23 protein-coding genes are annotated in these 24,236 nt (G+C 68.6%); 18 read left to right on the top strand and 5 right to left on the bottom strand.

The features are described 5' to 3' along the window. Positions 1 to 130: 130 nt before the first annotated feature. From Ga0609869_RS04005 to Ga0609869_RS03995, 3 genes are all read left to right on the top strand, one after another. On the top strand, positions 131 to 1,708 hold the full coding sequence (locus Ga0609869_RS04005) for a DUF5928 domain-containing protein (RefSeq protein WP_125407470.1): 1,578 nt from the start codon (positions 131 to 133) through the stop codon (positions 1,706 to 1,708). A gap of 11 nt (positions 1,709 to 1,719) precedes the next feature. Continuing rightward, on the top strand, positions 1,720 to 2,100 hold the full coding sequence (locus tag Ga0609869_RS04000; RefSeq protein ID WP_125407473.1) for a histidine triad nucleotide-binding protein: 381 nt from the start codon (positions 1,720 to 1,722) through the stop codon (positions 2,098 to 2,100). Positions 2,101 to 2,432: 332 nt separating this feature from the next. Beyond that, positions 2,433 to 2,666, top strand: coding sequence for a DUF1127 domain-containing protein (locus Ga0609869_RS03995; RefSeq protein WP_125407476.1), 234 nt, complete (start codon positions 2,433 to 2,435; stop codon positions 2,664 to 2,666). Between the two features lie 47 nt (positions 2,667 to 2,713). Here the strand turns inward: Ga0609869_RS03995 and Ga0609869_RS03990 are convergent, their stop codons facing one another. Both Ga0609869_RS03990 and Ga0609869_RS03985 read right to left on the bottom strand, forming a co-directional pair. Further along, positions 2,714 to 3,277: an rRNA large subunit pseudouridine synthase E gene (locus Ga0609869_RS03990; protein ID WP_125407479.1), complete on the bottom strand. Its 564-nt coding sequence runs from the start codon at positions 3,275 to 3,277 to the stop codon at positions 2,714 to 2,716. A gap of 11 nt (positions 3,278 to 3,288) precedes the next feature. Then, a complete protein-coding gene (locus Ga0609869_RS03985; RefSeq protein ID WP_125407482.1) occupies positions 3,289 to 4,233 on the bottom strand; it encodes an ABC transporter ATP-binding protein in 945 nt (314 codons plus the stop codon). Positions 4,234 to 4,335: 102 nt separating this feature from the next. Here Ga0609869_RS03985 and Ga0609869_RS03980 point away from each other — a divergent pair, with 102 nt between their 5' ends. From Ga0609869_RS03980 to Ga0609869_RS03955, 6 genes are all read left to right on the top strand, one after another. Beyond that, positions 4,336 to 4,545 (top strand): zinc-finger domain-containing protein, encoded by a 210-nt coding sequence (locus Ga0609869_RS03980; RefSeq protein WP_125407485.1) that lies wholly within the window; start codon positions 4,336 to 4,338, stop codon positions 4,543 to 4,545. 1 nt (position 4,546) lies between these two features. Beyond that, entirely contained in the window at positions 4,547 to 5,359 is an 813-nt protein-coding gene (locus Ga0609869_RS03975; protein WP_125407488.1) for an alpha/beta fold hydrolase, read from the top strand. Positions 5,360 to 5,363: 4 nt separating this feature from the next. Beyond that, positions 5,364 to 6,122: a DsbA family protein gene (locus Ga0609869_RS03970; protein WP_125407491.1), complete on the top strand. Its 759-nt coding sequence runs from the start codon at positions 5,364 to 5,366 to the stop codon at positions 6,120 to 6,122. A 74-nt stretch (positions 6,123 to 6,196) separates the two neighbouring features. After that, positions 6,197 to 9,010 (top strand): DNA polymerase I, encoded by a 2,814-nt coding sequence (gene polA / locus Ga0609869_RS03965; RefSeq protein WP_125407494.1) that lies wholly within the window; start codon positions 6,197 to 6,199, stop codon positions 9,008 to 9,010. A gap of 103 nt (positions 9,011 to 9,113) precedes the next feature. Further along, positions 9,114 to 9,524 carry a universal stress protein gene (locus Ga0609869_RS03960; protein WP_125407496.1) on the top strand — a complete coding sequence of 137 codons (411 nt, stop codon included), beginning with the start codon at positions 9,114 to 9,116 and terminating at the stop codon, positions 9,522 to 9,524. Positions 9,525 to 9,575: 51 nt separating this feature from the next. Continuing rightward, a complete protein-coding gene (locus tag Ga0609869_RS03955; RefSeq protein WP_125407499.1) occupies positions 9,576 to 10,481 on the top strand; it encodes a cation diffusion facilitator family transporter in 906 nt (301 codons plus the stop codon). Positions 10,482 to 10,484: 3 nt separating this feature from the next. Here the strand turns inward: Ga0609869_RS03955 and Ga0609869_RS03950 are convergent, their stop codons facing one another. Further along, entirely contained in the window at positions 10,485 to 11,060 is a 576-nt protein-coding gene (locus Ga0609869_RS03950) for a DUF1285 domain-containing protein (RefSeq protein ID WP_245972366.1), read from the bottom strand. 84 nt (positions 11,061 to 11,144) lie between these two features. Between Ga0609869_RS03950 and Ga0609869_RS03945 the strand changes: the two genes are divergently transcribed. Genes Ga0609869_RS03945 through Ga0609869_RS03930 form a run of 4 tightly spaced genes read left to right on the top strand, consistent with a single transcriptional unit; the run spans position 11,145 to position 17,837 of the window. Further along, the gene (locus Ga0609869_RS03945) at positions 11,145 to 12,152 is read left to right on the top strand and encodes an AAA family ATPase (RefSeq protein ID WP_125407504.1); all 1,008 of its coding nucleotides are present in this window, start codon (positions 11,145 to 11,147) and stop codon (positions 12,150 to 12,152) included. Next, positions 12,149 to 13,024 carry a DUF58 domain-containing protein gene (locus Ga0609869_RS03940; protein ID WP_125407507.1) on the top strand — a complete coding sequence of 292 codons (876 nt, stop codon included), beginning with the start codon at positions 12,149 to 12,151 and terminating at the stop codon, positions 13,022 to 13,024. Before Ga0609869_RS03945 ends, Ga0609869_RS03940 begins: the two co-directional genes overlap by 4 nt. Continuing rightward, entirely contained in the window at positions 13,024 to 15,789 is a 2,766-nt protein-coding gene (locus tag Ga0609869_RS03935) for a DUF4159 domain-containing protein (RefSeq protein WP_125408211.1), read from the top strand. The genes Ga0609869_RS03940 and Ga0609869_RS03935 overlap by 1 nt, the downstream gene beginning before the upstream one ends. After that, complete coding sequence (locus Ga0609869_RS03930) at positions 15,786 to 17,837, top strand: hypothetical protein (RefSeq protein ID WP_125407510.1); 2,052 nt, start codon at positions 15,786 to 15,788, stop codon at positions 17,835 to 17,837. The genes Ga0609869_RS03935 and Ga0609869_RS03930 overlap by 4 nt, the downstream gene beginning before the upstream one ends. Positions 17,838 to 17,919: 82 nt before the next feature. Here the strand turns inward: Ga0609869_RS03930 and Ga0609869_RS03925 are convergent, their stop codons facing one another. Then, positions 17,920 to 18,279 (bottom strand): hypothetical protein, encoded by a 360-nt coding sequence (locus Ga0609869_RS03925; protein WP_125407513.1) that lies wholly within the window; start codon positions 18,277 to 18,279, stop codon positions 17,920 to 17,922. A 50-nt stretch (positions 18,280 to 18,329) separates the two neighbouring features. Beyond that, positions 18,330 to 19,034 carry a DUF599 domain-containing protein gene (locus Ga0609869_RS03920; RefSeq protein WP_125407516.1) on the bottom strand — a complete coding sequence of 235 codons (705 nt, stop codon included), beginning with the start codon at positions 19,032 to 19,034 and terminating at the stop codon, positions 18,330 to 18,332. Between the two features lie 83 nt (positions 19,035 to 19,117). On the opposite strand from Ga0609869_RS03920, the gene Ga0609869_RS03915 reads away from it, so the two are divergent. From Ga0609869_RS03915 to Ga0609869_RS03895, 5 genes are all read left to right on the top strand, one after another. After that, positions 19,118 to 20,563 carry an FAD-linked oxidase C-terminal domain-containing protein gene (locus Ga0609869_RS03915; protein ID WP_125407518.1) on the top strand — a complete coding sequence of 482 codons (1,446 nt, stop codon included), beginning with the start codon at positions 19,118 to 19,120 and terminating at the stop codon, positions 20,561 to 20,563. A gap of 70 nt (positions 20,564 to 20,633) precedes the next feature. Further along, positions 20,634 to 21,764 (top strand): FAD-binding protein, encoded by a 1,131-nt coding sequence (locus tag Ga0609869_RS03910; RefSeq protein ID WP_125408213.1) that lies wholly within the window; start codon positions 20,634 to 20,636, stop codon positions 21,762 to 21,764. After that, positions 21,764 to 22,084: a hypothetical protein gene (locus Ga0609869_RS03905; protein WP_125407521.1), complete on the top strand. Its 321-nt coding sequence runs from the start codon at positions 21,764 to 21,766 to the stop codon at positions 22,082 to 22,084. The genes Ga0609869_RS03910 and Ga0609869_RS03905 overlap by 1 nt, the downstream gene beginning before the upstream one ends. A 1-nt stretch (position 22,085) precedes the next feature. Beyond that, positions 22,086 to 23,375 carry a glycolate oxidase subunit GlcF gene (gene glcF, locus Ga0609869_RS03900; protein ID WP_125407523.1) on the top strand — a complete coding sequence of 430 codons (1,290 nt, stop codon included), beginning with the start codon at positions 22,086 to 22,088 and terminating at the stop codon, positions 23,373 to 23,375. 49 nt (positions 23,376 to 23,424) lie between these two features. Next, a complete protein-coding gene (locus Ga0609869_RS03895; protein ID WP_125407526.1) occupies positions 23,425 to 24,234 on the top strand; it encodes a trypsin-like serine peptidase in 810 nt (269 codons plus the stop codon). The last annotated feature ends 2 nt before the right edge of the window (positions 24,235 to 24,236 follow it).

Genomic DNA, 24,236 nt, shown 5'->3' with positions numbered 1-24,236 from the left:
TTTGCGACGAGCCATTGCACAGGCTCCGGTGACATGTAGAAAGCAAAGTTATACGGTTTTTTCAACGGCTGACCGCCATATCTGCCCTGTCCCGCAAACGGCACGGCGAAATCTTGGAAAAAGGGGGCCGATGGCCAAGATCGCCTTCATCCTGCTATGCCACAAGGATCCGGATGCGATCATCAAGCAGGCCGAGCGGCTGACCGCGGCGGGCGACCTGATGGCGATCCATTTCGATGCGCGCGCACCCAAGACGGATTACGACGCGATCCGTGCCGCGCTCGACTCCAACCCCTCGGTGACATTCGCCAAGAAACGCATCAGATGCGGCTGGGGGGAATGGTCGCTGGTCGAGGCCACGCTGAACGCGGTGGAGGCGGCCGAAGAGGCGTTTCCCAAGGCCACCCATTTCTACATGCTGTCGGGCGACTGCATGGCGATCAAATCGGCCGAATACACCCATTCCTACCTCGATGCCGAGGACGTGGACTATATCGAAAGCTTCGATTTCTTCGAGTCCGACTGGATCAAGACCGGGATGAAGGGCGACCGGCTGGTCTATCGCCATTTCTTCAACGAACGGAAATACAAGCGACTGTTCTACGCCGCCTATGACCTGCAAAAACGTCTGGGGCTCAAGCGCGAGATCCCGGCCGACCTGCAAATCATGATCGGCAGCCAGTGGTGGTGCCTGCGCCGGTCGACCATCGAGGCGGTGCTCGACTTTTGCCGCGCCCGGCCCGACATCGTGCGGTTTTTCCGCACCACCTGGATTCCCGACGAGACGTTTTTCCAGACCCTGGTGCGCCATCTGGTGCCCGAGGTCGAGCTGCGACCCCGCACGCTGACCTTCCTGATGTTTTCCGATTACGGGATGCCGGTCACCTTCTACAACGACCATTACGACCTGCTGCTCGGTCAGGATTTCCTCTTCGCGCGCAAGATCTCGCCGGAGGCGCGCGAGCTCAAGCGCCGGCTCGGCGCGCTCTATGCCAGCCGCAAGCTCGATTTCGACATCTCCAACGAGGGGCTCAGCCTGTTTCAGTTTCTCACCGGGCGCGGCCGGGTCGGGCGCCGCTTTGCGCCCCGTTTCTGGGAAAAAGAGGCAAGCCTCGGGCGCGAGCGCGAGCTCTTGATCGTGACCTGCAAGAAATGGCACGTGGCCAAACGCCTGGTCGACCGGGTGCGGCAGGCGACCAACCTGCCGGCGGTCGAGTATCTTTTCGACGAGGCCGACACGGCGTTGCCCAATCTCGGCGGCATCCAGGCATCGCTGGAAAAGCGCACCCGCCACCGTCGGGCGCTGATGCGGATGCTGTTCGACTATTACGATACCGACCGGCTGATCATCTGTCTCGACCCAGCCAGCCTCGAGCTGATGCAGGATTTCTATTCGGACCGGTCCAAGACCAAGATGCTGGAGGTTCAGTGCCAGTTCACCGACGAGTATCTCATCGGCCATGCCCACCGGGTGGGACTGGCCGGAGAGCATACCCCGAAAGAGGTGATGGACCGGCTATTGCCCACCATCCGCAACGACGTGATCTTCGAGAGCGACCGCATCCGCGACGCCGATTTCCCGCATCTCTACCGCATGCGGCAGACGGCCAGCGTCGATGAGAACGCGGCGCCGCTGGCGCAGTTTCTCGAACTGCCCTACGACAAGGCCCGCGAAATCGCCGCCGCCCATTATCTCTTTGCCGATTGAGGAGCGCCCCGATGACCTATGACTATGACGACCAGAACGTGTTCGCAAAGATCCTGCGCGGGGAGATCCCGAACGATACGGTGATGGAGACCGAGCACACGCTTGCCTTCAACGATATAGCGCCCCAGGCGCCGGTGCATGTGCTGGTCATCCCGAAAGGCCCTTACGTCTGCTACGACCATTTCGCGCTGGAGGCGTCCGACGCGGAACTTGCCGACTTTTCGCGCGTGATCGGCCAGATCTGCCGGATGAGGGGCATCCAGCCCGGTGAGGGCGGCGACGGGTTCCGCCTGATCACCAATGCCGGGGACGACGGCGTGCAAGAGGTGCCCCATATGCATATGCATATTCTCGCCGGGCGCCCCCTGGGGCGGATGCTGCAAAAGCGTTAGGCTGCAAAAGGCCCCGCCCGCGCCGGGCCTTCGATGCTGGCCGGGCCGCGTTTTGCGGCGTGACGCCTTTCTAAAGGGCAATCTCGGCACGGGGCGTTGCACCCCGGGCAAAGCGGCTGTTCCGAAAAGGCATCTTCTAAACCGCCGCATCCAGCCCAAGTATACTGCAGTGCAGCAATGCTGATGCAGCATCGGCTGCTCGCGCCGGGGCTCCGCCTTGCAGGGGGTCCCTTTACATCCCAGAGGCCGAATGGCGCGTTCGGGGGATAGCTACACGAAAACGGGAGGGAAAACGGCGTCCGTGCGGCGCCCAATACGGCTAGGAGCATACCATGCAACGCAATGCAGTCCTTCAGGCGGGCATCTTTCCCGCCAAGTGGCAAAACCTTATCGGGCGCAAGCTTGAGCAGTACCAGACATGGCAACTGCGGCGGCAGGTCTACGCCCAGACCTTGAGGGAACTGGAAACCATGTCGGACCGGAACCTGGACGACATCTCGATCGCGCGCTGCGACATCCGGCGGATCGCCGCCGAGTCGGCCCGCGATGCCGTGATCGGCCGATAAACCGCGCGGTTGCAGCGCAGGCCCGGTTTCGGCCGGTCCGCGGTGTTTCACACCCCGGTCCCGTTCGAGCCCCTGCCAATTTCCCGCCAGTCCCCGTTCTTGAGACCCTCCAGCGTCCAGCGGCCGACCCGGTATCGGATCAGCCGCAGCGTCGGGTGGCCCACTGCAGCCGTCATCCGTCGCACCTGCCGGTTGCGGCCCTCGGAAATGGTCAGTTCCAGCCAGCAATCGGGCACCGACTTGCGAAACCGGACCGGCGGATCGCGCGGCCAGAGCCCGGCGGGCGGGTCGATGAGGCGTGCGCGGGCGGCGCGGGTGGGGCCGTCCTTGAGGGTCACGCCACGGCAGAGCGCATCCAGCGCCGCCGTGTCGGGTGTACCCTCGACCTGCACCCAGTAGGTCTTTTCCGTCTTGTGCTTCGGGCTGGCAATCTTCGCCTGCAGCCGCCCGTCATCGGTCAGCACCAAAAGCCCCTCGCTGTCGCGGTCCAGCCGCCCTGCGGGATAGACGCCGGGCACGTCGATATGATCGGCCAGCGTCTTGCGCCCCTCGGCATCGGTGAATTGCGACAGCACCCCGTAGGGCTTGTTGAAGAGAATCACGCGGGCCATGGTCGCCGGCCTCAGGCGGCCTTGCCCTTGTCCGAGGTCAGCGCCACGAACACATCCTCAAGGTCGGGTTCTTCGGTGGCCACGTCGCGGATCACGATACCGGCCTTGCGCACCGCCTCCAGCACCGCGCCGGTGGCGATCTCGCCGCGGCGGTAGGTGAAGCAGAACGCGCCGTCGCGCCGCTGGCAGCTTTCGACGCCGGCGGGCATTTCGGGCAGCGTCGCGTCGCCGTCGGGGTGGATCACCAGCGTCTTGGCGTCCATCCGCCCCACCAGCGCGGCGGTGGAATCCCGCGCGATCAGTTCGCCATGGTTAATGATGGCGATCTCGTCGCACATCTGCTCGGCCTCTTCCAGGTAATGGGTGGTCAGGATGATCGTCGTGCCCTGTTCCTCGTTCAGCCGGCGAATATTGGCCCACAGCATCTGGCGCAGCTCGATATCGACGCCGGCCGTGGGCTCGTCCAGCACCAGAACCTGCGGCCGATGCACCAGGGCCTTGCCCAGAAGCAGCCGCCGCCGCATCCCGCCCGAAAGGTTTCGGGCATAGGCGTCGGCCTTGTCTTCCAGCCCGATGGCCTTGAGCACCTTGTCGGTCACGCGCTGGGATTTCGGCACGCCGTAAAGCCCCGCCTGCACCTCCAGCGCGGCGCGGGGCGTGAAGAACGGGTCGATGTTCAGTTCCTGCGGCATCACCCCGATCGAGGCGCGCGACTGGCGCGGGTTGACGTCCTGATCGAAACCCCAGATTTGCACGCGGCCAGAGGTCTTCAGCACCAGCCCGGCCAGGATGTTGATCAGCGTCGACTTGCCCGCGCCGTTGGGGCCCAGCAGGCCAAAGATCGACCCGGCCGGGATGTTCAGATCAACCGCTTTCAGCGCCTCTTTCGGGGGTTGGCTGCCGCTGGCGGCGTAGGTCTTGGTCAGCCCCTCGATTTCGATCGCGTTCTCGCCCATGCCGCCCCCTTTTCGCGCCGCTTGCCCGTGCCGGACCAATCGCTATCATGCCCTCCGAAGTAAGGCGACCCCGCCGCCACGACAATGATCGGAGCCCAATCCATGCCCGTCGAAGCCCCCGGACAGGACGAAGACACCCCGGCGCCGGAGACCGAAATCGTCAGCAAATGGCGCGTGGCCTGCGATGGCAGCGGCCCCGCGCTCGGCCATCCGCGGGTCTGGCTGCAGATCCCGCAGGACAAGGGGTGGGTCGAATGCGGTTATTGCGACAAGAAATTCATCCATGAAAGCTTTGCCGGCAAGGTGAAGTGACATGCCTCTGCCGCCGCCGGTGCCGGTCCGCGTCGGCGGGCAGGAGATCGCGACGCGCGTGATGGGCGAGGGCCCGCCGCTGGTGCTGATCCACGGCACGCCGTTTTCCTCGCATGTCTGGCACCGCATCGCCCCGGTGCTGGCGGTGCGCCACCGGGTCTACCTGTACGACCTGCTGGGCTACGGGGCCTCGGCCAAGCCCGCCGGCGACGTGTCGCTTGGGGTGCAGAACGGGGTGCTGGCGGCGCTCTTCGCCCATTGGCAGCTCGACGCGCCGGGCGTGATCGCCCACGATTTCGGCGGTGCCACGGCGCTGCGCGCGCATCTCCTGGACGGGCTCGATTACGACCGGCTGCTGTTGATCGACCCGGTGGCCTTGCGCCCGTGGGGCAGCGCCTTCGTGGCCCATGTCAAACGCCACGAGGCGGCATTCGCAGGTGTGCCCGACTACATGCAGCGCGCGTTGCTGGCCGCCTATATCCGCACCTCCAGCCATGCCGGGCTGACGGATGCGGCGCTCGATCCGTACATTGCGCCCTGGCTGGGGGCCGAGGGCCAGCCCGCCTTTTACCGCCAGATCGCCCAGATGGACATGGCCTATACCGACGAGGTCGAGCCGGGGTATCCCGGCCTGCGCTGCCCGGTGCGGCTGATCTGGGGGCAAGAGGACCAATGGATACCGCTGGCCGCGGGCGAGCGGCTGGCGGCGATGTTGCCGGGCTGCCGGCTGGTGCGGGTGCCCGGTGCGGGGCACCTGGTGCAAGAGGACGCGCCCGAGGCGATTCTGGCCGAGGCGCTGGACATGTTCGGGTGAGCGCATGACCGAGCATACCCGCCGCAACCTGCTGTGGCTGGGGGGCGCGGCGCTGGCCGCCGCGGCGCTGTCCGCGGGGCCGGGTCTCTACCGCCGCATGGTGCCCCGCCGCTTCGATTTCGTGCCGGTGGCGGGCCTGCCCGGCTTTCGGCGGACCGCGCAGGCGGAGTTTTCCGCCGGCACGGCGCTCTTCGCCGGGCTCGATGCCGGCGAGGCGCCCGCGGCCGCGGCGCCCGGGGGCGATATCTGCGCCCTTCTCTTTGGCGCGGCGCTCGGAGAGGCCGTGCCGGTGGCCTATTTTTCCGATTTCCGTTGCCCCTATTGCCGGGTGCTGACGCCGCTGCTGCTCGACCTCAAGGCCGCGGCCGACCCGCCGATCCGGCTGGTTTGGCACGAGCTGCCGCTTTTAGGGGCGGGGTCGGTGCTGGCCGCGCGGGCGGCGCTTGCGGCTGAACGGCAGGGGGCGGGCGACGCGATGCATTTGCGCCTCGCCCGGTCGTCATTCGCACCCAGCCCCGGCTACCTGCGCGATCTGGCCGAGGCGCTGGGCATCGACGGCGAGCGGCTTGTCGCCGACATGCAGGCCCCCGCGATCGACCGGCAGCTTGCGGTCAGCGCCGGGCTGGCCCGACGCTTCGGCTTTGTCGGCACGCCCGCGCTGGTGGTCGGCCGCACGGCGCATCTGGGCCGGATCGCAGCGCCCGATCTGCGCCGTCTGATCGCGCTGGAGGCGGATGAGGCAGCGACGGCCCCCTGCGCCTGAGCCCGCAAACGGCTGGAAGCGCGCGAGGCTTCGTGCCAATACCAAGGGCGGACCAACAGGAGGCGCGCGGCGACATGAGCACCGGATTCGGCAAGGGCTGCCATCTGCACCTGATCGACGGCTCGGCCTTCATCTTCCGTGCCTTCCACGCGCTGCCGCCCTTGACGCGCAAATCCGACGGGCTGCCGGTGGGTGCCGTGTCGGGCTTTTGCAACATGGTCCACAAATACGTCGAGGATAACGCCGGCCCCGACGCGCCCACCCATGTGGCGGTGATTTTCGACAAGGGCAGCCACACCTTCCGCAATGACCTCTACGACCAGTACAAGGCCAACCGCGACGAGATGCCAGAGGACCTGCGCCCGCAGATCCCGCTGACGCGCGAGGCGACCCGCGCCTTCAACATCGCCTGCATCGAGCAGGAGAATTACGAGGCCGACGACATCATCGCCACGCTCGCCCGCCAGGCCCGCGAGGCCGGCGGGCGGGTGACGATCATCAGTTCGGACAAGGATCTGATGCAGCTGGTCGGCGGCGGGGTCGAGATGCTGGACGCGATGAAGAACCGCCGGATCGGGGTGGAGGAGGTCGAGGAAAAATTCGGCGTCGGCCCCGACCGGGTGGTCGACGTGCAGGCGCTGGCCGGCGACAGCGTCGACAACATTCCCGGCGCGCCGGGGATTGGCATCAAGACCGCGGCGCTGTTGATCAACGATTTCGGCGATCTTGAAACGCTGCTGGACCGGGCAGAGGAGATCAAGCAGCCCAAGCGCCGCCAGACCCTGATCGAGAACCGCGCCCAGATCGAGCTGTCGAAAAAGCTGGTGACGCTCGATGCCGAGATGCCGCTCGAATTCACCCTCGACGATCTTGAGGTGAAAGAGCCCGACCCCGAGGCGCTGCTGGGTTTCCTGACCGAGATGGAGTTCCGCACCCTGACCAAGCGGATCGCCGACGGGCTGGGCGTCGATGCTCCGGTGATCGCCGACACCGACCCGGCCGGCGCGAACCCGCCCGACGCGCCCGACGCGCCCGACAAGCTGCCCTTTGCGCCGGACAGCTACGAATGCGTCCGCGATGCAGGGGCGTTGCAGGCGTGGGTGGACCGCGCCACCGCTCGTGGCTGGGTGGCGGTGGATACCGAGACCACCGGGCTAGACGAGATGCGCTGCGACCTGGTGGGCGTCTCGCTGTCGGTCGAGCCGGGACAGGCATGCTATATCCCGCTGGCCCACCGCGGCGCGGGCGACGATCTTTTCGGATCGGACGCGCTGGCCGAGGGGCAGATGCCGCTGGACGAGGCGATGGCGATGCTCAAGCCGCTGCTCGAAGATCCGGCGGTGATGAAGATCGGCCAGAACATGAAATACGACGCCAAGGTTCTGGCCCGCTACGGCATCGAGGTGGCGCCGATCGACGACACGATGCTGATGTCCTACGCGATGAACGCGGGGCTGCACGGCCATTCGATGGATGCGCTCTCGGAACGCTACCTCGAACACGACCCGATCCCGATCAAGTCGCTGCTGGGCACGGGCAAATCGGCGATCACCTTCGACCGGGTGCCGATCGACGAGGCGGTGAAATACGCCGCCGAAGACGCCGACATCACCCTGCGGCTGGCACAAATCTTCAAGCCGCAGCTTCACCAGCGCAAGGTCACCACCGTCTACGAGACGCTGGAACGCCCGCTGGTGCCGGTGCTGGCCGGTATGGAGATGGCGGGAATCAAGGTGGACCGCGACACGCTGAGCCGGATGTCCAATGCGTTCGCGCAAAAGATGGCCGGGCTGGAAGCCGAGATTCACGAACTGGCGGGCGAGAAATTCAACGTGGGCTCGCCCAAGCAACTGGGCGAGATCCTGTTCGACAAGATGAGCCTCTCGGGCGGCAAGAAGGGCAAGACCGGCGCCTATGCCACCGGCGCCGACGTGCTGGAAGACCTCGCCGCCGAAGGCCACGACCTGCCCGCCCGCGTGCTCGACTGGCGCCAGCTATCGAAGCTGAAATCGACCTATACCGACGCGCTGCAGGACCACATCAACCCCGAGACGGGCCGTGTGCATACCTCTTACGTCATCACCGGGGCGATCACCGGGCGGCTGGCCTCGACCGACCCGAACCTGCAAAATATCCCCGTGCGCACCGAAGAGGGCCGCCGCATCCGCGAGGCGTTCGTGGCCGACAAGGGCCGCGTGCTGGTCAGCCTCGACTATTCCCAGATCGAGCTCAGGATCCTCGCCCACATGGCCGAGATCGACGCGCTGAAAGAGGCGTTCCGCGAAGGGCAGGACATCCACGCGATGACCGCGTCCGAGATGTTCGACGTGCCGATGGACGAGATGACGCCAGAGGTGCGCCGCCGCGCCAAGGCGATCAATTTCGGCGTGATCTACGGGATTTCGGGCTTTGGCCTCGCGCGCAACCTGCGCATCCCGCGCAGCGAGGCGCAGGGCTTCATCGACCGCTATTTCGAACGCTTCCCGGGCATCCGGGACTACATGGACGAAACGATCGCCTTCGCCAAAGGGCACAAATACGTTCAGACCCTTTTCGGACGGCGCATCCACACGCCCGAGATCGGCGCCAAGGGCCCGCAGGCGGGGTTCGCCAAGCGCGCGGCGATCAACGCGCCGATCCAGGGCACGGCGGCCGACATCATCCGCCGGGCGATGGTCCGCATGCCCGAGGCGATAGCCGACCTGCCCGCCAAGATGCTGTTGCAGGTCCATGACGAGCTGATCTTCGAGGTCGAGGAGGGCGCGGTGGACGACACCGTCGCGGCGGTGCGCAACGTTATGGAGGGGGCCGCGAAGCCGGCGGTGCAGCTCGACGTGCCGTTGGTCGTGGACGCGGGGCAGGGCGCGAACTGGGCGGAGGCGCACTAAACGCCGCTTCCGCTCTCTACATCGGCGCTTTGCGACATGGGCCGGGCAGGCGCCGGCCCTATGTAGCGGGGAAATCGCAACCGTTCCCTGCAGGAGCCCCCACATGCCGCGCGATATCCACAAGATCCTGTGCCCGCTCAACCTGCGCCACGCCGAACTCGCCCATCCCGCTTATGGCGAGACGCTGCGGCAGGCCCGCTGGCACGGCGCCGAGGTGATCCTCGCTACCGTCGTCCCCGAGATGGAGCGAAACCTCAACATCCACGATTCCGAGGCCTTCTGGATGGACCGGCTCAAGAAATTCCTAAAAGAGAATCCTGCGGGCGACGTTGCTGTCCGTCTATTGGTCCGAAAAGGCGCGCCGCACCGCCAGATCGTCAAGCTGGCGCAATCCGAGTCCATCGACATGATCGTGATGGAATCGGCCAATCCGCGCATCCAGGATTACCTCTTGGGCACCACGGCCAGCCATGTGGTGAACCACGCGCCCTGCACGGTCATGGCCGTGCGCTAAACGGGAGTTGGCGTGCTTGCATCGGCTGCACGCCGCGCCCAAACTCCGCCCATGCCGCACGACCATCGCCACCCTCATGTAGACGCCGCCACGGGCGATAGGCGGGTGGCCTGGGCGGTGGCGGCCAACCTGTTGCTGACGGTGGGGCAGATCGTTGGCGGCATCCTGTCGGGCTCGCTGGCGCTGATCGCGGATGCGGTGCACAATCTTTCCGACGCGGTGTCGCTGATCATGGCACTGGCCGCCCGGCGCATCGCCCGCCGCCCCCGCGACGAGAGCATGACCTTTGGCTATGGCAGGGCCGAGATCGTGGCCGCGCTGATCAACCTCAACGCGCTGATCCTGATCGGGCTGTTCCTGATCTACGAGGCCATCGGCAGGCTGATCGACCCGCCCGGCGTGGAAGGCTGGATCGTCGTCGTTATTGCCGGCCTCGCGCTCATCGTCGACGCGGTGACGGCCTACCTGACCTGGCGCATGGCGCAGGACAGCGTCAACATCCGCGCCGCGTTCCTGCACAACCTGGCCGACGCGCTGGGATCGGTCGCCGTGATCGTGGCCGGCAGCCTGATCCTGCTCTATGACTGGCGGCTGATCGACCCGTTGGTGACGCTGGGTATTTCCGGCTACATCCTGTGGCACGCGGGCCGCGAGATCGGCCCGGTGATCCGGATGCTGATGATGGGCACCCCCGCCGCCCCGCCGCTGGACAGGCTGCACGACCGGCTGGCCGCCGAGGATGGGGTAGAGGACGTGCACCACCTGCACCTGTGGCAAATCGACGAGCGGCGAACCGCGCTCGAGGCGCACCTGGTGATTGCCGGTGACCGTGTCGCCGCATTCCCCGAGATCACCGCGCGCGCCAAGGCGATGCTCGCGCAGGAATTCGGCATCGACCACGCCACGCTGGAGCTGGAAACCGCTGCCTCGGGCTGTGCCGACCGGGCGGCCTGCTGACGCCTACCCCAGTTCGGCCGAGGGGATGACCGGGAAGAACCGCCCGCGCGACCACAGGCCGAACCAGTTATCCCCCTCATGCTCGGCATGGGCGCCAATCTCGACCAGCCGGTAAAAGCTCTTGCGGTCGATCAGCGCCTCCAGCCGGTCGCGCACCAGAACGTAAGGCGAGGGCTCTCCGGTCTCTGGGTCGCGCTCGACCCGGATCGGGTGGTCGGGCCCCGCCGTCACCTTGTCGCCCATGTTGGTCAGGAAGGTGAGGGACTGCGCCTCGCCCGCGCCCTTCGCCTCGAAATCCACCGCCACGAAGGGGGCATCGTCGACTGTGATGCCCACCTTCTCGACCGGGGTGACGAGGAAATAATCCTCCCCGTCGCGGCGCAGGATGGTGGAAAACAGCCGCACCAGTTCGGGCCGGCCGATCGGCGTGCCGAGGTAGAACCACGTGCCGTCCCGCGCGATGCGCATGTCGAGATCGCCGCAAAACGGCGGGTTCCAGGCATGAACCGGCGGCAATCCGCGCGTTCCGGCGGCCCGTGCCGATTCGGCCAGCGACTCGGCCGAGGGTTTCACGATCATTTGTCCGGCATCGGTTTTTGCCATTTGTGCCTCGCGAGATATCTGCCTTTAATGGTGCCACATATAACCGCAGGGAGAAATGTCATGAGCGACGAGGCGCAGCTGGTGTCCGAGATCGAAGCGCTTGGCGTCAAGCTGGCCGAGGCAAAGGCCAGCATCACCAAGCGGTTCATCGGGCAGGAGCGCGTGGTCGATCTGACGCTTGCCGCGCTGCTTTGCGGCGGTCATGGCCTGCTGATCGGCCTGCCGGGCTTGGGCAAGACGCGGCTCGTCGACACGTTGTCCACCGTGATGGGCCTGAACGGCGCGCGCATCCAGTTCACCCCCGACCTGATGCCCGCAGATATCCTGGGCTCGGAGGTGCTGGAGACGGCCCAGGACGGCAGCCGCGCCTTCCGCTTCATCGAGGGGCCGATCTTCTGCCAGCTCCTGATGGCAGACGAGATCAACCGCGCCAGCCCCCGCACCCAGTCGGCGCTGTTGCAGGCGATGCAGGAAAAATCTGTCACCATCGCCGGCGAGGCCCATGCCCTGACGCCGCCCTTTCACGTGCTGGCCACCCAGAACCCGATCGAGCAGGAGGGCACCTATCCGCTGCCCGAGGCCCAGCTCGACCGGTTCCTGGTGCAGATCGACGTGCCCTACCCGGACCGCAAGACCGAGCATGACATCCTGATCGCCACCACCGGCGTTGCCGAGGAAGAGGCGCGCGGCGTGTTCACCGCCGAAGAGCTGATCGCGGCGCAGACGCTGGTGCGGCGGATGCCCGTGGGCGAAGGGGTGGTCGAGCTGATCCTCGACCTGGTGCGCGCCTGCCGCCCCGGCGAGGCCGAGGCGGCGCAGGCGGTGCGCGAGAACGTCTCTTGGGGGCCGGGGCCGCGCGCGGCGCAGGCGCTGATGCTGACGGTCCGCGCCCAGGCGCTGCTGGAGGGCCGGCTGGCGCCCTCGGCCGAGGACGTGCTCAAGATGGCCGCGCCCGTGCTGATCCACCGCATGGCGCTCAGCTTTGCCGCGCGGGCCCGCGGCGAGGATCTGGGCGGTATCATCTCGGCCGTCGCCGAGGAAATCACCCGCGTCGAGGCCGCCGCGTGAGCCACCCCGCCGCCCTTCGTTCCCGCGCCGAGGCGCTGGCCGCGCCGCTGCCGCCGCTCATGGCCGATGCCGAGCATCTGGCCAGCACGGTGCTGCTGGGCGAACACGGGCGGCGTCGGTCGGGCACCGGCGACGAGTTCTGGCAATACCGCCCGGCCCATGCGGGCGACGAGGCGCGGATGATCGACTGGCGCCGCTCGGGCCGGTCGGACGCGCATTTCGTGCGCGAAAAGGAATGGCAGGCGGCGCAAAGCGTGCTGCTCTGGGTCGACGACGCGGCCTCGATGGGCTTTTCGGGCGCCCGCGATCACCCAACCAAAGCCGAGCGTGCCCGGGTGCTGGCGATGGCCGTGGCCGTGCTGCTGATGCGCGGGGGCGAGCGGGTTGGGCTGTCGGGCATGGGCCTGCCGCCGCGCTCTGGGCCGCTGCAATTGCTGCGCCTTGCCGAGGCCCTCAGCGCCGAGCGCGAGGCGCCCGATTACGGCGCGCCGGAAACCCGCGGTATGCCGCCCCATTCCCGCGCGCTTTTCGTGTCTGATTTCCTGGGCGATCTCGCGCCCGTCGAGGCGGCGCTGGCCAAGGCCGCCGACCGCGGGGTGAAAGGCGCGATCCTGCAGGTGCTGGACCCGGCGGAAGAGGCGTTTCCTTTTGACGGCCGCACGATCTTTGAGAGCATGGGCGGCAGCATGGTGCACGAGACGCTGAAGGCCGGCGATCTGCGCGATCGCTATCTCGACCGTCTTGCCGCCCGCAAGGCGCGGCTCGACCACCTCGCCCGGACCACCGGCTGGCACTACCATTGCCACCATACCGGAGACAGCGCGCAAGGCGCGCTCTTGTGGCTGTTCCGCGCGCTCGAACGGGTGCGCTGATGTTCATGCTGGGCCCCATCGGCTTTACCGCGCCGCTGTTGCTTTGGGCGCTGGCCGCGCTTCCCGTGCTGTGGCTGCTGCTGCGCGCCGTGCCGCCCGCGCCGATCCGCCGGCGGTTTCCGGGGGTGGTGCTGCTTTTGGGGCTCAGCGACGACGAGAACCAGACCGACACCACGCCCTGGTGGCTGTTGCTGCTGCGGATTCTGGCGGTCGCGGCGGTGATCGTGGGCTTTGCCGGACCCGTGTTGAACCCGCAGGATGAGCGTAGCGGGTCGGGGCCCGTGTTGATCTTCGTGGACGGCACATGGGCCGATGCGCGCGACTGGTCGCGCCGGATCGACAGGATCGACGCCGCGCTGGAAGAGGCCGCGCGCGATGCCCGGCCCGTGGCCGTGGTGCAGGCCACGGACCTGCCCGATGGCGGCCTGCCGTTCCAGGCGGCCGAGGCATGGCGGGCGCGGCTGGCCGGGCTCAAGCCCACACCGTGGATGCCCGACGCCCGGACGATTGTCGAATGGGCCGAGGGGCTGGAAGGCGGGTTCGACACGTTCTGGATGTCGGGCGGGGTGGATTACCCCGGCCGGCGCGAATTGCTGGCCACGTTCGAGGCCTCGGGCAATCTGCGCGTCTTCGAAAGCCCGCGCCCGGCCTATGCGCTGCGCCCTGCCGAATTCGCCGACGGGGCGATCAGCCTGACCGCGCTTCGGGCCCGCACGGGCGACGGCGCCGAGGTGGGGCTGGTCGCCACCGGGCTCGACCCCGCCGGCGTCGAGCGCGACCTCGCGCGGGCCAACGCGGCCTTTGCCCCGGGCGAGGCCGAGGCCCGCGTCGAGATGGTGCTGCCGCCCGAACTGAGAAACCGCATAACCCGGTTCTCGGTGGCGGGGGTGCGCTCGGCCGGGGCGGTCAGCCTGACCGATGACAGCCTCAAGCGCCGCGAGGTGGCGCTGATCGCGGGCCGCGACGACCGCGAGGGGCTGCAACTGCTCTCACCGCTTTTCTACCTGGACAAGGCGCTTGCGCCCACCGCCGACCTGATCGACGGCACGCTTGCCGATATCATCCTGGCCAGTCCCGACGTGATCGTGCTGGCCGACGTGGCGACGCTGGCTGGGGCCGAGGCCCAAGAGCTGGAGGGCTGGGTGGAAGATGGCGGCCTTCTGCTGCGCTTTGCCGGGCCGCGGCTGGCCGCAAGCGATGTCAGCCGCGCCGAGGAAGACCCGCTGATGCCGGTGCGGCTGCGCGCGGGCGGGCGCAGCGTGGGCGGCGCGATGAGCTGGGGCGAGCCCAAGGCCCTGCGCCCCTTCGCCGAAACCTCGCCGTTCTTCGGTCTCGACGTGCCCGACGATGTGCGCGTCAGCGCCCAGGTGATGGCCCAGCCCGACCCGCAGCTTGCCGAGCGGTCCATCGCCGCGCTGACCGACGGCACGCCGCTGGTCACGCGCAAGCGTCTGGGCGAGGGGCAGGTGGTGCTGTTTCACGTCACCGCCAACGCCGAATGGTCCACCCTGCCGCTTTCGGGTCTCTTCGTGCAGATGCTCGAACGGTTGGCAGTCTCGACCCGCCCCGCGCGGCCCGCGGCGGCCGATCTGGCCGGCACCACCTGGGTGGCCGAGGCGGTGCTGAACGGCTTCGGCGAGATCGAAGATGCCGGGCGGCTGTCCGGCGTGCCGGGCGAGCGGCTGGCCGACGCGCGCCCCTCGGCCGACCTGCCGCCGGGGCTTTATGCCGGCGAGGACCGGCGGCTTGCGCTCAACGTCATCGGCCCCGATACCGAGCTCGCGGCCAGCGCATGGCCTGCGCGGATCCCCGTCGAGGGGCTGGCGGTGACGCGCGAGACCGCGCTCAAGGGGGCGCTGTTGACGCTGGCGCTGATCCTGCTGGCCGCCGATATCCTGGCCTCGCTGTGGCTGTCGGGCCGGCTCAGGAGCGCGAAAGCGGGGCTGGCCGCCGTGCTGGCGCTGGGCCTCATCCTGCCGGTCGAGGCCCGCGCGCAATCGGGCGCGGACGACGAATTGGCGCTGCGGGCGACCAGCGAGGTGGTGCTGGCCCATGTGGTCACCGGCGATGCACGGGTCGACCAGGTGGCGGAGGCAGGGCTGAGGGGGCTGTCGGACAAGCTGTTTCAGCGGACGTCGATCGAGCCCGCCGCGCCCATCGGCGTGAACCTCGAAACCGACGAGCTTTCGTTTTTCCCGTTCCTTTACTGGCCGGTCACGGCAAACCAGCCGCTGCCCTCGCCTGACGCCTACGCCAAGCTCAACCGCTACCTGCGCACGGGCGGCATGATCCTGTTCGACACCCGTGATGCCGACGTGGCGCGGTTCGGCGGCGGCTCGCCCGAGGGGCGCAAGCTGCAGGCCATCGCCCGCCCCCTCGATGTCCCTCCGCTGGAGCCGGTGCCGTCGGACCACGTCCTGACCCGCACCTTTTACCTGTTGCAGGATTTCCCGGGCCGGCACGCCAGCCGCGATGTCTGGGTCGAGGCCGCGCCGCCCGATGCGGTACGCGCCGAGGGCATGCCGTTTCGCGATCTCAATGACGGGGTCACGCCGGTGGTGATCGGCGGCAACGACTGGGCGGCGGCCTGGGCGGTGGATCCCCAGGGCGCGGCGATGTTCCCGGTGGGCCGTGGCTATGCCGGCGAACGCCAGCGCGAGATCGCCTATCGCTTCGGGGTCAATCTGGTGATGCATGTGTTGACCGGAAACTACAAATCCGACCAGGTGCACGTGCCCGCCCTTCTCGACAGGCTGGGCCAATGAGCGGCGCGGTGATCTTCGACCCGCTGCTGCCCTGGCCGGTGCTGTGGGCGTTGGTGGCGCTGGGCGTGGCAATGGTGGCGCTGTCGCTCTGGCGCGGGCTGGCGGGCTGGTGGCTCAGGGGGCTGGCGGCGGCAACCGTTCTGCTGGCGCTGGCCAACCCCGCGCTGCAGCGCGAGGACCGCACGCCACTCAGCGATATCGTGGTTCTGGTGGTCGACGAAAGCGCCAGCCAGCGCATTTCCGACCGCCCCGACCAGACGGCCCGCGCCGTGGCCCGCGTCGAGGCCGAGATCGCGGCGATGGATAACACCGAGCTGCGCGTGGTGCGGCTGGGCGACGGCGACGGCAACGAGGGCACGTTGCTGATGACCGCGCTGTCCGAGGCGCTGGCCGAAGAGCCCAGCGCGCGGCTGGCCGGCGCGATCCTGCTGACCGACGGGCAGCTGCACGATATCGAGCGCGCGCCGGACCTGCCCGCGCCGCTGCATACCCTGCTGACCGGCCACGACACCGACTGGGACCGGCGGCTGATCGTCAAGAACGCGCCGGCCTTTGCGATCATCGACGAAGAGGTGACGCTGACCTTGAGGATCGAGGATCAGGGCGCGGTCCCGGCGGGGCTGGGTGGAGATGCCGAGCTGTCGGTGGCCATCGACGGGCAGGAGCCGCAGACATTTCGGGTGCCCGTGGGCCAGGACCTGGAGCTGCCGGTGACGCTGGGCCACGGCGGGCGCAACGTCATCCAGTTCCGGCTGGCCGCCGCGCCGGACGAGCTGACCGAGCGCAACAATGCCGCCGTGGTGCAGATCAACGGGGTGCGCGACCGGCTGCGCGTGCTGCTGGTCTCGGGCGAACCGCACCCGGGCGAGCGCACATGGCGCAACCTGCTGAAATCGGACAGCGCGGTGGATTTGGTGCATTTCACCATCCTGCGGCCGCCCGAAAAACAGGACGGCGTGCCGGTGACCGAGCTGTCGCTGATCGCCTTTCCCACCCGCGAGCTGTTTCTCGACAAGATCGACGAGTTCGACCTGATCGTATTCGACCGCTACAAGCGGCGCGGCATCCTGCCGATGATCTACCTCGAAAACGTGCGCAGCTATGTCGAGGAGGGCGGCGCGGTGCTGGTGGCGGCGGGCCCCGATTTCGCAACCGCCGACTCGATCTTCCGCTCGCCGCTGGCCGATATCCTGCCCGCCACGCCCACAGCGCGGGTGATCGAGGACGGCTATCGCCCCGCGATCACCGACCTGGGCCAGCGCCACCCGGTGACCGAGGGGCTGAAGGCCGCGGCCGGCGGCGACTGGGGCCGCTGGTTCCGCCTGATCGAGCTGGAGCCCGTGGGCGGGCAGGTGGTGATGTCGGGGATGGACGAGCGGCCGCTTCTGGTGCTCGACCGGGTCGGCGAGGGGCGCGTCGCGCTGATGGCCTCGGACCACGCGTGGCTGTGGAACCGGGGCTTCGAGGGCGGCGGCCCGCAGCTCGAACTGCTGCGCCGGCTGGCCCACTGGATGATGAAAGAGCCCGAACTGGAGGAAGAGGCGCTGAGCGCCGAGGCCGAGGGTCAGGTGATGACGATCACCCGCCGGTCGCTGGCCGAGGGCGCGCGCAGCGTCGAGGTCACCCGGCCCGACGGGGAAACGGTGACGCTGGACCTGGAGGAGAGCGCGCCGGGCCGGTTTACCGCCACCTACGAGGGGCCCGAGATCGGGCTTTATCGCCTCTCCGACGAGGAGATGGACACCGTCATCGCCCTGGGCCCCGCCGCGCCGCGGGAATTCGAGGAAACCATCGCCAGCGGCGACAAGCTGAGCCCGGCGGTCGAGGCCACACGCGGTGGACTGCTGGCCGTCGAGGACGGCGTGCCCGACATCCGCACCGTGCGCGAGGGCCGGCTGGCCGCTGGCCGCGGCTGGATCGGGATCACCCCGCGCGAGGCGTATCTGACCGCCGATGTGACGATCCTGCCGCTCGCCCCGGCCTGGGCGTTCCTGGCGCTGGCCGCACTCTTCAGCCTCGGGGCCTGGCTGCGCGAGGGGCGGCGCTGAGGTCAGGGGGGCTGTCCGCCCCCCTCTGGGCCTTCGGCCCATTCACCCCCCGAGGATATTTTCGGCCAGAAGAAGCGGGCGGTCAGTTCTTGAGATCGAGCGTGACGGGCGTTCCCGTCCATCCGTCGCGGCTGCAGCGGGCGCGGATCGTGATCCGGGTCGCGCCCGCGGGAACGGCGACGCCGGTCAGGCTGCGGGTGAAGGGCTGTTCGTCGACATGCGGATGCAGGAGCTTGCGAAGGCCGATCCGGGTGCCGTCGGGGGCCAACACCTCCCAGCCGTCGGCGTAATGCTCCCATCCCGTGTCGGGGTGGCGCAGCGTGACGGAGAAACGCCAGGTGTCGCGGGTTGGCTCGGCGGTGGCGGCGACGATTTCGGCGGGCTCCGCCCAGAGCGGCAGGGCGGCGAACAGGCACGGCAAGAGCGGTATCAGGCGGGGCATCGGCGGTCTCCTTTCGCGGCCAGTCTGCCAGAGCGGCGCGGCGCCCCGGGTCACTTTGGCGTGCAGTCGAGCAGCGCCCGGCGGGCGCGCGAGGCGAATTCGCGGCGCCAGAGCACGGCGACGGTGACAAAGGTGGCCCCGATCAGCGGCACGGCGCCCAAGAGCCAGGCAAGCCCGCCGAGCGCGAAATAGAGCGAGCGCATGCCGCGGTTGAAGCTGCGCGCCGCGGCGACGTTGACCTCGGCCGCCTGCCCGGCCCGGTGGAAGGCTATGGGGTCGTCGGGCTCGTTCGGGACCGCGGCCATGACCACCGCGCAATATCCGAAAAGCCGGTGGGACCAGACGAACTTGAGGAACGCGTTGGCGACGAGCAGCAGCACAGCGAGGATCTTGACCTCCCAGACCACGGTCGGGGCGGTTTCCAGCGTGAGGTCTTCGGCCAGCCCCAGGAGCCGCTCGGTATTGCCGATCAGCGCCAGCCCCGCGCCGATGATGATCATCGAGGCGGAGGCGAAGAAGGTCGTGCCCTGCCGCAGCGTCGACAGGATGTTGGCGTCGAAGATGCGCGGCTGGCGCGTGACGAGATTTTTCATCCAGTCATGACGGTAGCGCGCCATCAGCACCGAGACCGAGGGCCGGGCGGCGCCTGCGCCGCGCTCGATCACCGCGCCGATGCCGACCCAGGCGGCCAGCCAGAGGACGAGCGCCACAGCGTCGGCGTGGCTGAAGAGGGCGATCCGCTGCATCAGTTCCATGCGCGGAGCGTAAGGCCTGGGGAAGTGTCTTGCCAGACGGCAAGATTGGTTATAATTTCTTACCAATAGGGAGGAGGCCCGCCATGGAATTGCCAGAGCCGGACCCGTCGATCCTGTCGAAGAAGGACAGGGTGGTAGAGCGCCTGCGCGAGGTCATGCCGGCACGGGCCGTGATCGACGACCCGACCGAGACCCGGGCCTACGAATGCGACGCGCTGACCGCCTATCGCTGCGCGCCTATGGCGGCAATCCTGCCCGGATCGACCGAGGAGGTGTCGGCGGCCCTGAGGATCTGCCACGAAGAGGGTGTGCCGGTGGTCCCTCGTGGAGCGGGCACGTCGCTTGCGGGGGGCGCGCTGCCCACGGCCGACAGCGTCATCCTGGGCGTGGCGCGGCTGAACGCGGTGCTGGAGACCGATTACGACAACCGTATCATCCGGGTGCAGGCGGGGCGGACCAACCTCAGCGTGACCGGGGCGGTGGAGGAAGAGGGGTTTTTCTACGCCCCCGACCCCTCGTCGCAGCTGGCCTGCGCGATCTCGGGCAATATCGCGATGAATTCGGGCGGGGCGCATTGCCTGAAATACGGGGTCACGACCAACAACCTGTTGGGCGTCACGCTGGTCTTGATGGATGGCACGGTGGTCGAGCTGGGCGGCGCGCATCTGGATGCCGCCGGCTACGACTGGCTGGGCCTGATCTGCGGCAGCGAGGGGCAGCTCGGGGTGGTGACCGAGGCGACGCTGCGCATCCTGCCCAAGCCCGAGGGGGCGCGGCCGGTGCTGATGGGGTTCGACTCGTCGGAAGTGGCCGGCGCCTGCGTGGCCGACATCATCAAGGCGGGCGTCCTGCCCGTGGCCATCGAGTTCATGGACCGGCCCTGCATCCGCGCGACCGAGGCTTTCGCCCATGCCGGCTATCCCGATTGTGAGGCGCTGTTGATCGTCGAGGTCGAGGGCAGCCCCGCCGAGATCGACGCGCAGCTTTCGCTGATCACCGAGATCGCCCGGCGCCACGACCCGGTGGAGTTGCGCGAGAGCGGATCGGACGAGGAAAGCGCGAAGATCTGGCTGGGGCGGAAATCGGCCTTCGGCGCGATGGGGCAGATCAACGATTACATGTGCCTCGACGGGACCATCCCGGTCTCGGCGCTGCCGCTGGTGTTGCGCCGGATCGGCGAGATGTCGACAGAGTACGGGCTGGACGTGGCCAACGTGTTCCACGCGGGCGACGGCAACATGCACCCGCTGATCCTGTTCGACGCCAACAAGCCGGGCGACCTGGAACGCTGCGAGGCCTTCGGCGCGGATATCCTGAAGCTCTGCGTCGAGGTGGGCGGCTGCCTGACCGGCGAACACGGCGTGGGGATAGAGAAGCGCGACCTGATGAGCACGCAGTTCGCCGATGCCGACCTCGACGCGCAGATGCGGGTCAAGGACGTCTTCGACCCGGGCTGGTTGTTGAACCCCGCAAAGGTGTTTCCGCTGGCTGCCAGTGCCGGGCGGCGGACCGGGCGGCGCGCGGCGTAAGGGGGCTGTCTGCCCCCTCTGGGCCGTTCCGGCCCATTCACCCCCGAGGATATTTCAGGCCATAAGAATGATGAGACCGGAAACAGAGGCCGAGCTGGCCGAATTGGTGGCGGGCGCGGGCGGGCCCTTGCGGGTCGTCGGTGGCGGCACGCGGCCCATCGGGGCGCCGGTGGCGGGCGAGGCGCTGTCGGTGGCGGGCCTGGCGGGCGTGACGCTCTACGAGCCGGGCGCGCTGACGCTGGTGGCCCGCGCGGGCACGCCCCTGGCCGAGATCGAGGCGGCGCTGGCGGCGGAGAACCAGCGGCTGGCCTTCGAGCCGATGGATCACCGGGCGCTGCTGGGCACCGAGGGCGCGCCCACGGTCGGCGGTGCGGTGGCGGTCAACGCGTCGGGGCCGCGGCGGGTTCAGGCCGGCGCCTGCCGGGACGCGCTGATCGGCGTCCGGTTCGTCGACGGGCGGGGCGTCGCGATCAAGAATGGCGGGCGGGTGATGAAAAACGTCACCGGGTACGACCTGGTCAAGCTGATGGCAGGCAGCCACGGCACGCTGGGCATCCTGAGCGAGGTCAGCCTGAAGGTCTTGCCCGATGTCGAGGCCGCGGCGACGGTGACGGTGTCGGAGCTGGACGATGCGCGGGCGGTGGCAGCGATGGCCGCGGGCCTGGGCACGCCGTTCGAGGTGAGCGCGGCGGCGCATCTGCCGGCGCCGGTTGCGGGCACGGCGCGCACCCATTTCCGGCTGGAAGGGTTCGGCGCGTCGGTGGCCTACCGGGCCGGGCGGCTGTGCGACGCGCTGGCGCCGTTCGGCGCGGCGGAGACCGAGACCGACGCAGGGCGCGTGGCCGATCTTTGGGCCGGTATCCGCGATGTGCGGCCCTTCGCCGGCAGCGGCGGGGATGTCTGGCGGCTGTCGGTGAAACCGTCCGACGCGCCGGGGCTGGTGGCGCGCCTGCCCGAGGGGGCGCGGGCGATCTACGACTGGGGCGGCGGCCTTGTCTGGGCCGAGGTCGCGCCGGGGACCGATCTGCGCGCGGCGCTGGGCGCGTTCGCGGGCCATGCGACGTTGATCCGGGCGCGCGAGGCGACGCGGGCCGCGCTGCCGGTGTTCCACCCCGAGCCCGCGCCGCTGGCGGCGATTGCCAAAGGGCTGCGCGCGCAGTTCGATCCGCGCGGCATTCTGAACCCGGGGGTGATGGGGTGATGCTGCGGGAGAGCCTACCCTTCGTGGTTCTGCCCTGCGTCGCGGCCTGCGCGGTGGGCTGGGCCGTGCGGCATTGGCTGCTGGCGGCGGCCACGGCGGCCGGCGCCGTGGGGCTGCTATACATCGTTGCGGGACAGGGTCCGGCTCTGGTGCGATACGGCGTGCCGCTCGTGACCGGGGCAGGGCTGGCGGGTCTGGCGCTGTTGCCGGTGCTGGCGCTGAAGCCCCTGGCTGGGCCGGTCTTTCGGATCGTGCCCTGCGCCGCGATCGCCTTCGCGGCGCATTTCCTGTTCCTCCAATACGCGATGGCGACGCGCTGACATGCAGACACATTTCACCGAAGACCAGCTCAAGGACCCCGGCATCGCCCGGTCGAACGAGATCCTGCGTGCCTGTGTGCATTGCGGGTTTTGCACCGCCACCTGCCCGACCTACCAGGTATTGGGCGACGAGCTGGACAGCCCCCGCGGCCGGATCTACCTCATCAAGGACATGCTGGAGAGCGGGCGGCCGGCGGACGCCAAGACCGTCAAGCATATCGACCGCTGCCTGAGCTGCCTGGCCTGCATGACGACCTGCCCCTCGGGCGTGCATTACATGCATCTGGTCGATCACGCCCGGGACCATATCGAAAAGACCTATCGCCGGCCGTTTTCCGACCGGGCCCTGCGCTGGGTGCTGGCGCGCATCCTGCCCTATCCGGCGCGGTTCCGGCTGGCGCTGCGGCTGGCCAGGCTGGGCCGGCCCGTCGCGGCGCTGGTGCCCGACGCGCGCCTCAGGGCGATGCTGGAGATGGTGCCCGACGCTGTGCCGGCGCCGAGCCCGAACGACGCGCCCCAGGTCTTTCCCGCGCAGGGCCCGCGCAAGATGCGGGTCGCGCTGTTGACCGGTTGCGCGCAGCGGGCGCTGAACACCGACATCAACGATGCCACGATCCGGCTGCTCAGACGGCTGGGTTGCGAGGTGGTGGTGGCGCGCGGCGCGGGCTGCTGCGGGGCGCTGACCCACCACATGGGCAAGACCGCCGACAGCCACGCCCATGCCGCGGGCAACATCCGTGCCTGGGCGGCCGAGATCGCGGGCGAGGGGCTGGATGCGATCGTCATCAACACCTCCGGCTGCGGCACCACGGTGAAGGATTACGCGCACATGTTCCGGGGCGATCCGCTGGAAGCGGACGCGCAGGCGGTGGCGCGCCGCGCGATGGATGTCAGCGAGCTGTTGATGCAGCTCGATCTGCCCGAGGGCGCAGGGGGGCTGCGGGTGGCCTATCACTCTGCCTGTTCGTTGCAGCATGGCCAGCAGATCAAGACCCATCCCAAGACCTTGCTCAAGACCGCGGGCTTCGAGGTGGTCGAGCCGGCCGACAGCCACCTGTGTTGCGGCTCGGCCGGCACCTACAATCTGTTGCAACCGGAGATTTCCAAGCAGCTCAAGGCGCGCAAGATCGAGACGCTGGAGGCGAAACAGCCGCAGGCGATCGCGGCGGGCAACATCGGCTGCATGATGCAGATCGGCAGCGGCACCGGGGTGCCGGTCGTGCATACGGTCGAGCTTTTGGACTGGGCAACCGGCGGACCGCGGCCGCGGGCGCTGGACGCAGGGACATAATCCTGCCCCATGCGGATGCTATGGGCGCGAGGAAAAGGGAGGGGCCGTCATGCTGCGACTGATCTTGTGCTTCCTTGCGGTCCTCGCGATGGGACGCCCGGCGGCCGCCGACGCGCTGCGAAGCCTCGAGACCGGCGAGGCCGGCAAGGGCTGGGAGGCCGTCGGGCGGCTTGACCTCGGCCGGCGCGGATTTTGCACCGGCACGCTGATCGGCGACGACATTGTGCTGACCGCGGCCCACTGCCTTTATGACAAGCGCACCGGCGAGACGCTGGACATGGGGCGGATCGAGTTCCTTGCCGGCTGGCGCAATGGCCGGGCCGAGGCCTATCGCAATGTGCGGCGGGGCATCGTGCATCCGCGCTACCGCTTCCGGTCCGATCACAGGGTGTCGGGCGTCGCCTACGACCTCGCGCTGTTGCAACTCGACCGGCCGATCCGGCTGACGGGGCTGACGCCGTTTGCCACGGGAAGCCGGCCGGGCATGGGCGATCAGGTGGGCGTGGTATCCTATGCCCGCGACCGCTCGGAGGCGCCCTCGCTTGAGGAAATCTGCCACGTGCTGGCCGGTCGGCCGGGGGTTTTGATGCTGTCCTGCGAGGTCGATTTCGGCGCCTCGGGGGCGCCTGTCTTCAGCTTCCGCGGCGATCGGCCCGAGATCGTCTCTGTCGTGTCGGCCATGGCCGAGCTGGGCGCGCGCCGGGTGGCGCTGGGCAGCGCGCTGGGTGACGCGCTGACGCTGATGAAATCGCGCATGGCGATGGGCGAGGGCGTGATCGGCGCCGAGGCGCCGCCGTTGCGCCGATTTGGCCGAGGCACCGCCGGCGACACCGGCAGCGCCAAATTCGTGCGGCCCTGAGC

It is taken from the genome of Rhodovulum iodosum (assembly GCF_041020385.1).
Lineage (GTDB): Bacteria > Pseudomonadota > Alphaproteobacteria > Rhodobacterales > Rhodobacteraceae > Rhodovulum > Rhodovulum iodosum.
Note: the sequence above shows the minus strand (reverse complement) of the source record. Positions and strands in the feature narration are given on the sequence as shown.